The organism is Streptomyces sp. NPDC107454 (assembly GCF_055582885.1).
The window spans coordinates 59,525-72,001 of record NZ_JBVJPA010000033.1; the positions used below are offsets into that span (position 1 = coordinate 59,525).

Genomic DNA, 12,477 nt, shown 5'->3' on the forward strand with positions numbered 1-12,477 from the left:
ATCACGTGGGGGGATGAGCGGGTCCACGCCGTCGATCCCGACACCGGCCTTCCGAGCCACCTGGTTGACAACCCTCTTCTGTAGGGGAACTGAAGATCCAAAAAGAGCTGCCATGTTCGATGTCCGACGAGCTCCTCCCGATTGACCGGGCATGCATCCGTCTTGTGACACGAGCTTCCGCACCTGCTCATGCGGACTCAGGGATCGCCCTCTGACCACAGGCCCTCAGGCCGCGCAGCCGGGCGATGCCCAGCAACGTCCGGCACTTGTCGCCCGCGCTGTGTCCGGCAACGTCCCGGCCGTCGTGTGATCGGTCGGCCGGCTCCGGATCATCCCTTCAGCCGCACCGCCGGCCTCCACGCGGAACCAAGTCATGTGTCACACATCCACCGGTTGCCCGGTCACACGTGACGGCCCCCGACGGCTTCGCGCACGCTCCGGGGCCTCCGCAGAGTCACCCCCGCTCCCGCCCCAGAAAGTCCGTGCATGAACTCAAACAACGAGACGACGACCGCGACGCCCGAGACAGCGGGGTTCGACGTGCGTGAGTTCGCCCGTACGGCACACGGCAGTCACCGCGGAACGCTCGACCTCGAGGCGCTCGCCGAAGAGCCGCTCGATGCCGAATCCGTCCGGCTCGTTCGCGCGCTGCGCGACATGGAACGCGCGACGCTGCCCCGCATGAGCGACCTGCTCCTCACGGCGACTCACAGGGACGCCCGGGTCACCGCGTTCCTCACCACGTGGATGTTCGAGAAGTACTGGATCGCCGACGTCCTCGACGCCGTCCTGGATGCTTCTCCCGCCACTCACGACCTGCCTTCGAGCGCCGGTCCGCCGCGGTGGGTACGGGCGGAGCGCCGCGAGCGCCGTGGCCCGATCCGGCACGCCCTCATCTCCAACATCACTGGTACGCAGATCGTCGCCGAACACGTGACGACGGGCCTCGTGGACGAATGGATCACGCTGGCCGCCTACCAGCGGCTGGCCGGCGCGTCCTCCGCCATGGCGTCGATCATCAACCCCGTGGTGGAGATCAAGCACCGCCACATCCACTTCCTCTCCGAGGAGGCGGAGCGGCGACTTCGACACTCGGCCCGCGCCCGCCGCATCACCCGTCGCGCTCTGCGGCACACCGCCTGGCCGCTCGGCTCGGTCGACCGCTCCAAGCACGAGCGCGCCTTCTTCGAACGACATGTCTTCGGCGACCAGAACGGACGAGCCGAAGCGGGCCATATCCGCGCGATGGTCGCAGCGCTCCCCGGCATCCGTCCAGGCGTCGCATCCACCGTGGAATCGAGGCTCCTCCCGTGACAACGAACAACGCGAAGACCGAACTCGGCAACGCGCACGTCCTGCTGACCGGCGCGACCGGCTTCGTCGGACAGGCCGTGCTCGAACGGCTGCTCACCGACCACCCCGCCACCCACATCTGGCTCCTCGTACGCGGGAAGGGCAGCCAGACCGGGCAGGACCGGCTCCGGCAGCTTCTGCGCAAACCCGTCTTCGAGCGCTGGCGGGACACTGCGGGCGCCGAAGAGTCCGAGCGCATCGTCCGTGAGCGGATCACCGTGCTCGACGGCAGCATGACCAGCATTCCCGAGTTGCCGTCCCACCTTGACGTCGTCATCCATTCGGCGTCGACCGTCTCGTTCGACCCGCCCATCCACGAGGCCTTCGACACCAACGTCAACGGCGCCGTAAGTCTCTACGAGGCCCTGCTCGCCTCCGGATCCGACCCGCACGTCGTCCACGTGTCGACCTGCTACGTCGGGGGACTCCGTCGCGGTGTGGTGCCCGAGGCCAAGCTCGAGCACGACGCCGACTGGCACACCGAGTGGACCTTGGCGACACAGACCTATGAGCGCACCGAACTGACTTCGCGGGAGCCCGCGACGCTCGAGCGGTTCATGTCCCACGCCCGCGGCAACCACGGGAAGGAGGGCCCGATCGCGGCGGCCCGCGCGAGCGAGAACGCGCGGCGCGAGTGGGTGCGTTCCCAGCTCGTCGCCGCCGGCCGGCGCCGTGCGCAGAGTCTGGGGTGGACCGACGTCTACACGCTGACCAAGGCACTCGCCGAACGTGCCGCGGAAGACCTCTGGGGCGAGGCCGGACACCGGCTTTCGGTGGTCCGGCCCGCGATCATCGAGAGCGCCCTCCAGCATCCGTTCCCCGGCTGGATCGACGGCTTCAAGGTCGCCGATCCGCTGATCTTCGCCTACGGCCGCGGCCAGCTCCCGGACTTCCCGGGGCTGCCCGACTCGATCCTCGATGTCATCCCTGTCGACTTCGTCGTCAACGCGATCCTGGCCGTGGCGGCCAACCCGACCCCTGCCGACGAGCCGAAGTACTTCCACATTGCCTCGGGCGCGTCGAATCCGCTGCCTTTCCACCGCATGTACGAGAACGTACGTGACTACTACACGCAGCACCCGGTACCCAAGGACGACGGATTCGTCAAAGTACCGACCTGGAAGTTCGGGGGCGAGCGCAGGTTCAACCGAGGCCTTCTGCTGGCGAAGAAGAAGGCCGACCTGTGGGACGCCGCTCTGCGGCTGATGCCGAACGACGAGCGTAAGCGCGCTCTCGCGACCGAGAACGCCAAGCTGCGTGCCGGCATCGCCACCCTCAGCAACTTCACCGACCTCTACCGCGCTTATGCGCAGACCGAGATCATCTTCGACGACCGCAACGCCCGCGCGCTGAACAACGCCCTTCCGGCCGAGATACGCGAGGACCGTGGCTTCGATGTGGAGCGGATCGACTGGGAGGAGTACCTGCAGAAGGTGCACCTCCCCGCCATCACCGAGCTGACAGCGGCGTACCGTCGCCGGAAGGCCGCGGCCGCCCGGCCGGTGACCGCCCGAGCCAAACGCGAACTGCCGCGGCGTACCGACGTACTCGCCGTCTTCGACCTCGAACGGACCGTCGTCGACTCCAACATCGTCGAGCAGTACCTCTGGGTGCGCACCGCGGGCTTCCGCAAGGCGGCCTGGCCGAAGGAGGTGGCGGACCTGCTCGCCTCGCTGCCCGGCTACCTCCGCGCCGAGCGGCGTGACCGCGGCGAGTTCATCCGCGCGTTCCTGCGCCGCTACCGCGGCATGCCCATCGCCCGTCTCGAGGAGGTCGTGCGGCGTGGCTACGCCGACACGATGCTGCGGCACACCAGCGCGGACGCCCTGGCGCGCATCCGCGAGCACCGTGCGGCAGGTCACCACACCGTCCTGGTCACCGGCTCCATCGGCCTTCTCGCCGCTCCGCTCGCCGACCTGTTCGATGAGGTCGTCGGGAGCTCCATGCACGCGAAGGACGGTGTGCTCACCGGGTACCTCGCGAAGCCGCCGCTCGTCGACGAGGCGAGGGCCGCGTGGCTTCAGCGGTACGCCGAGGAGGGCGGCTACGACCTCGCGGCCTCCTACGGCTACGGCGACAGCCACTCCGACCTGCCGTGGCTGTCGCTGCTGGGCAAGCCCTCGGCGATCAACCCCGACGCCGAGCTGGCGCGCGAGTCCCACAAGAGGAACTGGAACATCTATCGCTGGAAGAGCGGCGGTTCGGGTGTGCGCCGCGACGTCATCGCGGCACGGGCGACGATTCCGACGCACACCGTGGAGAAGAGTGACTGATGGCTTTCGACATAGACAAGTACACGGCGAACTCCACCGGCGTGCAGTGGGCCGACCTCGACTTCGACGAGTTCGAGCGCAACCCGCTGTCCGAGGAGACGCTGCGCACGCTGCGCTACATGTGCGACATCGAGTACCACACGGTCTGCTACATGCGGAACCTGCTGACGACCCCGTCGCACAACGAGCCCGCGGTGGGCGCTTTCATGACGATGTGGAACCGCGAGGAGTTCTGGCACGGCGAGGCGCTCGCGGCGGTGCTGGGGCGCCACGGCGTCCGAGTCGACTTCGACGAGCTCAAGGCGACCCGTCTGAAGCTCGGCTGGAGGGACCGCTTGGCGCCGGTGAAGCTGACGGCGATAGGACGGCTGGTCGGAAACGACTTCGTCGCCGTGCACATGGCGTGGGGCGCGGCGAACGAGTGGGCGGCGACAGCGGCGTACCACCGGCTTGCGGCGCTGGAGAGCCACCCGGTGCTGGTACCGCTGCTGAGGCGGATCGCGCAACAGGAGACGAAGCACGTCGCGTTCTACGCGTCGCAGGCGCGTGACCGGCTCGCGGCAAGCAAGAAGGCCCGCGTGATCGCCCGGCTGGCGCTCGAGAAGGCATGGGGCCCGGTCGGCTCGGGCGTCATGCCCGAGAACGAGGTCACGCATGTCATGACTCACCTCTTCGCGGGCCCCGAGGGCCGTAAACTCATCCGCGACATCGACTCGCACATCGCGAAGCTGCCGGGCATGGACGGGCTACGCATAGTCGAGGACGCCATGGAGAAGCGCGGTATCGCTTCCTGATGCTTTTGTAGAAGCGGCTTGAGTACTCCAGTGGAATTTCATCATCCCTGTTCGTCACAGCTGTAGTTTCGAGCTTGACGGGCTGACGGCGAGCCCGGGACCGGTTCAGGGAAGCTGCGTCGTGCGGCTGGAGAAGCTGAGCATGGCCGGCCGAGCTGGAGAAGTTGTTCCCGCGGGTGAGCCGGCGGTTCGGCCGGGGCGAGGTACGGCGCCGAGTGCGGGCCTACGTCCGGGGGCTGCCGGACCCGGTCGGCCGTAACAACAGCCGGCGGCTCAAGAAGGGCGTCTTCGCCGCCTACGCCTCAGCGCCCGGGGGCGGACGAGCCGTTTGTGCTGCGGACGCCGATGCGTTTGCCCCATAGCCGTCGCCGCAGGTGAGGTACGTCGTCGGCCTTGTTTCACGTCGGAAAGGACGTGCCTCTTGGAACCGGGCTTACCCCGGTCCGCGGGGCTCGGACCTGTGTATTCGCCCCCCTGTGCAACACGGATGTGGGCCGAGTCGAGGGCTGCACGGGACAGGTCGAACAGATCCTCCTCGTCGAGGGGGCGGAGAACCCTCTGATGCAGCCGTCCCCGGACCCCAGCACGGGACCAGATGACAAACCGACGGTGCACGGTCGACTTCGACGCTCCGAAGCGCGGTGGCAATGCCCGCCAGGCGCAGTCGCCGGCCAGCACACAGGCGACCGCGGCGATGACCGCCTCGTCATCGATGTTCGCGACCCCGCAGCCTTGTGGACGCGCCCGCGCCGCCCGCGGCAGCAGCGGCCTTGCCACCTCCCACAAACCGTCCGGAACGATCCATCTCCGAAGGGGCGATGTGATCGGGGCCCGTTTCCGACGACCGGGTCATCCACCGGGAGGTCATGTGGCGACCCGGTGCTGTCGCTCGACTGATGCGCCGCGTCGGAGCCGCGATCCGACCTGGCCCGTCCGCTCATAGTCACTTGACTGATGCATCAGGTCTCAGCAGGTCCCAGGATCGTAGTAACCCGATCTACCGGAGCAGGTGAGGACCTTCCGGACCAACCGTTGCCCAGTTCACGGCTCAGTGGACACCGATCAGTAGGCGTCGTTGGCGGGAAGCCGAGAGAGGACGAATCATGAGTGGGAAGGTCTTCGACACCGATGATGACCCCGGGTGTGCTCACAAAGATCGTGGGCACCGGCAAAATGGCCCCGCAGGGTGGGACATCCAGCCCGAGCCGGTGACATGTCGGACGGTCGTGGCTCTTCTCGAAGAGGAGACGCCTCTGTCGGTCGTGACAGATCTCCGATACGACAGTGCGGAGCCGTATTCAATATTCGTAGTATTTAATGTGGGCACCGGTATGGCCATTGAATGGGAATTTGGGCGCGAGCTTCTGACTTCCGGCCGACGGCGGCTCGCTGGTCTCGGTGATGTCCAAATTTGGCCTGCCGAAGTCCGCGGTCATGAGTTGGTGTACATGTCGTTCCGGTCGGGCAAGGAAAAATTTGTTGTAGCCGCGGCGGCGGTGGTGATCGACGAATTCCTGAAATCCACCTTCGAGGTCGTGTCCCTTGGGGAAGAAACGCGTTTTCTGGGTGTCGAAAGTTTCGTCGGTCAGTTGCCAGATGAAACCTGACGAGCCGAATTAGGCGTGCCTTCGAGCCTGATCGAGTAATTCCGGCGGTTCCTGGGACGTGTACGAGTCGTCTCAAGAGCGGGGAAACCGACGGCGTGTGCTCAGCACTACGTCGTCGCTCTCACCTGTCTGAGACGACATACCGGCGCGCATGGGCCATCTGCAATGGTCCCCACGCCACTCAATGTCAACAACGCCACGACCTCAGTACGGTGCCCCGCCCGTCCAGAGAGAGCCGCCTTGAGGTGCGAGACGGTCATCGACGACGGAGTCTCCTCTCATACGCGCGCTCCGGGCCGGACCGTACAGGCCTGGCATCGAACGGTCATTCCGAACGGATCGACCGGACCGCCAGCCGACGGCGTTGCGAAATCGGCCAACGGGCCGCCCGGCGTGGTGCTGCTCGCCGATGTCTTTTCGACCCGCAGGGTGACTGAGCTCTTTCAGCGTGGCCAGTGCTCGGGTGACGGCGTCGGTACCCGCAACGCACAAGGCTCCCGGGCTGTGGTCCGAAGCCTCAGCCCATCGGCACAGGCGCCTTGTTGGTGTCCTGTCCTGCAGCACTCGACCCGCCTCACGCCCTGGTCGGTCTGGTGTACCTACGCCGTACGCCCCCGCCCCGGCCCATCTCGCCGACCGTGCACCCCGTCTGCTGCGCGCCCCGCGCGAAGCCAAGCCGGACTATGTGCTGCTCTGGGCGGCACGGCCGCGAAGTGCGACCGGGCAGGAGGCGGCCGGGCCTCTGCGGACCTCGCCGTGCTTTCCCGGCCGTGCCCACGGCTTGACCGTGGCCCGTACCCACCGGATTGTCCGGATCCGCGAACGCCAGGGCGTCCCGGTCCTCGCCGACCCAACGCACAGTCAACCGCGCTCTCCCGGCGGCCCGTGCACCCGTCGAGCGGGGCATGGCCTGACCGCCTTGGCAGCCGTTCATCTCGGGATCACACTCGGCAGAGTCAAGGATCCGCCCGGAATCAGCTGATACGTGCCGCTGGCTGCGTCGTAGGAGAGTCGTTTGACTGATGGTTAAGTCTCACCGATATGAGTCACCACACCTGACGGGTAGCATGATGGTCAGAACGACCCCATGACGGAGAGAAGCTTCACGTGCCGTGCCCGATGCCTGCCGTGCCGATGAGTGAACGTCCGGCCCTGCGTGAGCATTCTGTCGCCACGGTCGGCGGAAGCAGCGCAGGAGGGCGACGCCGGACGTCAGAGGGCGTCGTTTTTGCATGGCCCCTTCCGGTGCGCATGCCCACGCTCACGGTGGCGGCACGTGTGGGGACAGGGCTGTTGGGAACCCCGCAGCAGGCGGGACCTGTACGCGCATCATGATCGGGCGGGACAAGGAGCTGCGCACCCTGCGTGGGCTGCTGGCGGACGCTGCGGCCGGGCACGGCAGTGCGCTGCTGGTCCATGGCGCCGCTGGTGTCGGCAAGTCGGCTCTGTTGCGCACGGTCGGGGCCGAGGCCACCGAGAGCGGCTTCAAGGTACTGCGCACGTCCGGGGTGGAGCCCGAGCAGTGGCTGCCATTCGCCGCGCTGCAGTTGCTGCTGCAACCGGTCGCCCATGGCATGGAAGACCTGTCGGCTCCGTACCGGTCGGCGCTGAGCGGCGCGTTCGGCGTCAGGGACACCGAGCCCGAGATATATCGGGTCGGAATGGCCGTGCTTGAACTGCTCGCCGACGCAGCCAACCGGCAGCCGCTCCTGCTGCTGATCGACGACGTGCAGTGGATCGATTCCTCCAGCAGGGACGTGCTCAAGTTCGTTGCCCGGCGCACCCGCGACCTCGCCGTCCAGGTGATCGCAGCCGCCCGGATCCACTACTCCGAGTCGTACGTGCTCCTGGATCTCCCTCTGGAACCGCTCGGCCGACAGGCCGCCGCCGAATTGCTCGATGTCGGCACGCCCGACCTGCCGGCGCCGTTGCGGGAACTCATCCTGGAGCGTGCCGCGGGTAATCCGCTGGCCCTCGTGGAGCTGCCCAAGGCGGTGCAGGGCGTGACCGCGCAGATGGAAGACCTGCCGCTGACCCAGCGGCTGGAGGACGCGTTCTCCGCGCGTACCGATTCGGCGAGCCGGGAGTGTCGCACGTTGCTCCTGGTCCTTGCCGCCGAGCCGGGCGCGCCCCTGAATCTGCTGCTGGACGTGTCGAGTCGTCTCAATGACTCGGTGGTCTCCGTTGACGCTGTGCAGGAGGCGGTCGACGCGGATCTGGTCACCTTGGTCGGCTATTCCCCCGAATTCCGCCATCCGCTGATGCGCACGGCGATCTACACCCACGCTACGCTCGCCGATCGACTGGCCACTCACCGTGCCCTCGCATCGATGATGGGCGATACCCCCGAGCGTCAACTTGCCCATGAGGCGGCGGCCACGATCGGGCCGGACGAGGAACTGGCCGCCCGGCTCGAGCGTTTCGCCGATGCGTCGCAGGCCCGAGGGAAGGTGGCGGCTGCCGTCCCGGCGCTGCGTCAGGCGGCTGACCTTGTCCTCGATGCGCAGCGCCGCACCGGCATCCTGGTCCGGGCGGCCGAGCTGTCCAGCGAGATCAATGACCGCGTCGGCGTTCAGATGCTGCTGGGCCGCACCGACATGAGCGAGCTGGGCAGGGTGGAGCGGGCTCGCCTCATGGTGGTGTCCGACAGTTCTGCTTTCGAAGCGGGTGAACCTCAACGGCGGATCCAGGACATGGTCACCGCAGCGGCCGGAGCGTTCGACGCGGGAGCCCGAGACGTCGCGGAGAACCTGTTGTGGCGTGCTGCCGCACGATGTTTCTTCCAGGACGGCGACGCGCAGGTGCGTGCGCAGGCCGCAGCAGAACTGGATCGATGGAATCCCGATCAGGACGCCCCCCACCGGCTGGCGGTGCGGGCGTACACCGAGCCGTACCGGTACGGGGCCGACGTGATCGCGCGGCGCGACGAAATCTGGGCATACCGCCAAGACGGCCGGATCCTGCATTTTCTCGGTAGCGGTGCCATGGTCATCGGCGACATCAGCCGCGCCGTCCAGTACCTCACGGCGGCGGCCGCGGCGTGGCGTTCGCAGGGCCGACTCGGGCTGCTCGCCCGTTCGCTGGCCTCCAGCTGGCCGCAGGTGTACCTCGGCCGGCTTGAGCAAGCTCGTGAGGAGTCCACCGAGGGGCTCACCCTGGCCGAGGAGACCGGGGAATGGATCGTCTGGCTGGGACTGAAGGCTACGGCCGGCCTGGTGGCGGCGCTGCGTGGAGAAACCGAGCAAGCAGCCCGTACGGTCCGCGACCTGCGCATGCACAGCCTGTTCCCGAGTATGCCGTTCGTCACCGTGATGGCGCAGCAGACCGACGGCCTGCTCGCGCTCTTCGACGGCCGCGCAATGGAGGCGTACGACGTCCTCTCGCGCGCGTTCGATCCCGGTGACCCGCACTACCACTCGGTGAGCCGCTGGCTGCTCGCGCCGGACCTGGCCGACGCCGCAATCGCCGCGGGCACCGTGAAGCAGGCTCGGGAACTGCTGGCCGACCTTCCGGAGCTGGCCGGACGGTTGCCTTCGGAAATGATGGTGGTGGCTCACTCCTACACCGACGCGGTGCTGGCTCCGGACGACACCGCGGAGGAGCGCTACGCCGCAGCCTTGGCCGCACTGCCGGCCGACTGGACGCTGTCGCGTGCCCGGCTGCATCTGAACCAGGGGCGCTGGTTGCGCCGCCAACGCCGCAACGTGGACGCCCGGCACCCGCTTCGACTGGCTCGCGACGAGTTCGACCGGGTTGGCGCGCGGCCCTGGGCCGAGATGGCCCGCGAGCAGCTGCGTGCCACCGGCGAGTCGAGCGGCCGCCGGCACACGAACACCAGCGAGCAACTGTCTGCCCAGGAAATGCAGATAGCCGTGCTGGCGTCGCAGGGGCTGAGCAACCGGGAAATCGGCCAGCGTCTGTTCATCTCGCACCGCACCGTCGGAGCACACCTGTACCGCATCTATCCACGTCTTGGCATCACCGGCCGGGGCAAGCTCGCTGCCGCACTGGCCGCACTTCACGATGAACAGCCCACGTCCGACGTGTCCAGCGCCCCAGAGTGACATCTGAACTGGCCTGCCCTGTAGGGCGGGTGGGAAGGATGCCGTTCTGCCGGAGCCGTATCCGGGAGTGTTCCGCGAAGGTGTCGTGCGGGTGGCAAGGAACCGCGGCCCGCGTGTGACGCTGGAGCAGGTGGCGCCGACTTCGGAGTCCACGTGATGACGCCGTCGAAGTGGATGCGCTGTGCAGACATCGACGACGGGGGTGAAACCCGGAACGACCACGCAGGCGAACGGGGAGCTGCGGGAGGGGCGTCGGCGGATCAAGCTGTTGTAGCAGCAGGACGAGGTCATGCGTCGGGCCCGCGGTCCACCTGGTGCAGGCGGAATCTGCGGGAAGAGGATCCACGCTCGTGAAGGAGTCGGCCGTGGACGGGGCTCTGGTCATGGTCACGTGCCGAGGACTCAAGCTCGCCGGACAGCCCTACTACCGCTGGCTCAGCTCAGGTTCGCACCTGGTGACCGATGCCGCGATCGAGGAGGCCCATCGCGCGAACGCATAGTTCGATGCTTACCGACGACCCGGAGTGCGGCTACCGCTTCCTGGTCGAAGGGCCAGCCGCGTCGGGACTGCCGAGCCGGCCGGACCGCGCGGCGGATCTGCCGGGACGCAAGAGGATCGCCGGCCACCAGCCGAGGTCTTCGAGGAGCAACTACGCTCACTACAACAGCCCGCTGATGCAACGACCGGTTGAACTCGCCCAGTTCCGCTCCCGGAGATTCGTCCGGGCACTCGACCGTCACTGGATCGCCGGATCCATGGGGAGTGTCGGAGCTGCAGGCGACAACGCAGCCATGGAGTCGGTCATCCAGGGACGCATTCTGGATGCGGCGGCCTTGCATTGCACACCGACTGCTCGAACGAAGTGCTGCCCGTCGAGAACGTCGAATCCTGGACCTGTGAGAGACGTACGGAAGCGACTCGTCCCAGAAGGGAAGGCCAACGCGGTTCCGATTGAATGGTGGGGTGAATCTGAGGCCGGGGTGGCCCCTGACTGCCGCCAGGGGCCACTCGCAGGGCCTACTGCTGCCGCGCAAGCCAGTCGCTGAACCGGGTCTCGGCGATGTGCGCGTCAGGTCCCGGTACGAGCGTGGTCTCCTCCAGCTCGGCACCGGAGTACGGGGCGTTCGGGTCCGTGACGACCGTGCGGGCGTCGTCCTTGTCGGCGAGTACCTGACGGATGAGTTCGTCGAGTTGGAACACGTCGGGGCCGGCGACCTCCACCACGCCGTTGACCGGGGCACCGACCGCGGTGCGGCCGACGGCCGCGGCCACGTCGTCGGAGTGGATGGGCTGGAACCTGACGGGGGCCAGACGCACGGTGTCGCCCTCGGTCGAGATGTCAGCGATCCCGCCCACGAACTCGAAGAACTGGGTGGCGTGGACGATGGAGTACGGGCTGCCGGAGGCCTTGATCAGCTCTTCCTGTGCCTGCTTGGCGCGGAAGTAGCCGCTCTCCTGAAGTCGGTCGGTACCGACCACGGACAGTGCGACGTGGTGCTGCACGCCGGCGTCTGCCTCCGCCTTCAGGAGATTGGTGGTCGAGGTACGGAAGAAGTTCATGACGTCTTCGTCGCCCCACGAGGGGGAGTTGGACACGTCGACGACGACCGTCGCGCCCTCCAGGACCTCGGCCAGACCCTCGCCCGTCAGAGTGTTGACGCCGGTGTTGGGCGAGGCCGCGACCGCCTCGTGCCCGTACTCGTTGAGCTTGCCAACGAGCTTCGAGCCGATGAGCCCGGTTCCACCGATCACTACGACCTTCATAGCGGTGTCCTTTCGTAATTTTTTTATGGTGTGGCGCGCGTGTGCGACGAGTTCCTCGTCGACGCCGAACGAATTTCGGTCCGCGCTAGGAGAGACCGGACAGCAGCTCTCCTTGTGACAGGGGTTCGTAAGAATCGGTAACATTCCCGGATTGGGCCCTCGATGGCCTGGTACGTGCGCGAGGGTGAGGCTGTTTCACCGGGTCGCGTCACGGTCCCGCGCGGTGGTTGGCCGGTGTGCTCGAAGGAGTGGCCGGGTGTGCCGCCATTGCTTGCTTCGCAGCGTTGTCCGAGGTTATTCGGCGAGCTTTCCGTCGGTCGAGACTTCCTCCATCAGTGCGGAAATCTCGTCCGGGATGCCAGGAATGGTTTCGCGTGTGATGCCCGTCGTCGGGGACCACACGAGGTTGACCCGCTGGGCGGGATCCTGTGCGGGGTAGTCGCTGCGGTTGTGGCAGCCGCGCGTCTCACGACGTTCCAGAGCCGTTTCGAGGGTGGCGCGGGCTGCCAGGGCGGCGGATTTGAGGTCGAAGGTGTGCGCGAGGTCCTGGAAGCCGGCGATGTCGGGGTGGACGCCGATGTCCTCCATCCGCTTCTCGATCGCGGCGAGCTCCGCCAGTCC

Annotated in this window: 8 protein-coding genes and 3 pseudogenes; 8 read left to right on the plus strand and 3 right to left on the minus strand. The window is 67.2% G+C overall.

Going from position 1 to position 12,477, the window contains the following annotated elements; translation table 11 throughout:
* Positions 1 to 486 precede the first annotated feature (486 nt).
* Genes ACZ69M_RS48710 through ACZ69M_RS48720 form a run of 3 tightly spaced genes read left to right on the plus strand, consistent with a single transcriptional unit; the run spans position 487 to position 4,420 of the window.
* Complete coding sequence (locus tag ACZ69M_RS48710; protein WP_470060141.1) at positions 487 to 1,314, plus strand: hypothetical protein; 828 nt, start codon at positions 487 to 489, stop codon at positions 1,312 to 1,314.
* Positions 1,311 to 3,626: an HAD-IB family hydrolase gene (locus tag ACZ69M_RS48715; RefSeq protein ID WP_470060142.1), complete on the plus strand. Its 2,316-nt coding sequence runs from the start codon at positions 1,311 to 1,313 to the stop codon at positions 3,624 to 3,626. Before ACZ69M_RS48710 ends, ACZ69M_RS48715 begins: the two co-directional genes overlap by 4 nt.
* Positions 3,626 to 4,420, plus strand: a complete 795-nt coding sequence (locus tag ACZ69M_RS48720) for a ferritin-like domain-containing protein (protein WP_470060143.1) — start codon at positions 3,626 to 3,628, stop codon at positions 4,418 to 4,420. Before ACZ69M_RS48715 ends, ACZ69M_RS48720 begins: the two co-directional genes overlap by 1 nt.
* A 273-nt stretch (positions 4,421 to 4,693) precedes the next feature.
* Here the strand turns inward: ACZ69M_RS48720 and ACZ69M_RS48725 are convergent, their stop codons facing one another.
* Positions 4,694 to 5,197, minus strand: a complete 504-nt coding sequence (locus ACZ69M_RS48725) for a transposase (RefSeq protein ID WP_470060144.1) — start codon at positions 5,195 to 5,197, stop codon at positions 4,694 to 4,696.
* A gap of 326 nt (positions 5,198 to 5,523) precedes the next feature.
* Here ACZ69M_RS48725 and ACZ69M_RS48730 point away from each other — a divergent pair, with 326 nt between their 5' ends.
* From ACZ69M_RS48730 to ACZ69M_RS48750, 5 genes and pseudogenes are all read left to right on the plus strand, one after another.
* Positions 5,524 to 6,027 (plus strand): SsgA family sporulation/cell division regulator, encoded by a 504-nt coding sequence (locus ACZ69M_RS48730; protein ID WP_470060145.1) that lies wholly within the window; start codon positions 5,524 to 5,526, stop codon positions 6,025 to 6,027.
* Positions 6,028 to 6,655: 628 nt separating this feature from the next.
* A pseudogene (locus ACZ69M_RS48735) lies at positions 6,656 to 6,938 on the plus strand (IS5/IS1182 family transposase); the annotation flags it as partial.
* Positions 6,939 to 7,358: 420 nt separating this feature from the next.
* Positions 7,359 to 10,091, plus strand: coding sequence for an ATP-binding protein (locus ACZ69M_RS48740; RefSeq protein ID WP_470060146.1), 2,733 nt, complete (start codon positions 7,359 to 7,361; stop codon positions 10,089 to 10,091).
* A 350-nt stretch (positions 10,092 to 10,441) separates the two neighbouring features.
* On the plus strand, positions 10,442 to 10,591 hold the full coding sequence (locus ACZ69M_RS48745) for a hypothetical protein (protein WP_470060147.1): 150 nt from the start codon (positions 10,442 to 10,444) through the stop codon (positions 10,589 to 10,591).
* 196 nt (positions 10,592 to 10,787) lie between these two features.
* A pseudogene (locus tag ACZ69M_RS48750) lies at positions 10,788 to 10,916 on the plus strand (IS3-like element ISAar45 family transposase); the annotation flags it as partial.
* Between the two features lie 193 nt (positions 10,917 to 11,109).
* On the opposite strand, the gene ACZ69M_RS48755 reads toward ACZ69M_RS48750, so the two are convergent.
* Together ACZ69M_RS48755 and ACZ69M_RS48760 are read right to left on the minus strand one after the other, a co-directional pair.
* On the minus strand, positions 11,110 to 11,856 hold the full coding sequence (locus tag ACZ69M_RS48755) for an SDR family oxidoreductase (protein ID WP_470060148.1): 747 nt from the start codon (positions 11,854 to 11,856) through the stop codon (positions 11,110 to 11,112).
* A 294-nt stretch (positions 11,857 to 12,150) separates the two neighbouring features.
* A pseudogene (locus ACZ69M_RS48760) lies at positions 12,151 to 12,477 on the minus strand (succinate dehydrogenase); the annotation flags it as partial.

Excerpts from the sequence above, each read along its gene's own strand:
- ACZ69M_RS48710 (WP_470060141.1), top strand. The coding sequence starts at position 487 with ATGAACTCAAACAACGAGACGACGACCGCGACGCCCGAGACAGCGGGG.
- ACZ69M_RS48720 (WP_470060143.1), top strand. The coding sequence starts at position 3,626 with ATGGCTTTCGACATAGACAAGTACACGGCGAACTCCACCGGCGTGCAG.
- ACZ69M_RS48730 (WP_470060145.1), top strand. The coding sequence starts at position 5,524 with ATGAGTGGGAAGGTCTTCGACACCGATGATGACCCCGGGTGTGCTCAC.
- ACZ69M_RS48740 (WP_470060146.1), top strand. The coding sequence starts at position 7,359 with ATGATCGGGCGGGACAAGGAGCTGCGCACCCTGCGTGGGCTGCTGGCG.
- ACZ69M_RS48755 (WP_470060148.1), bottom strand. The coding sequence starts at position 11,856 with ATGAAGGTCGTAGTGATCGGTGGAACCGGGCTCATCGGCTCGAAGCTC.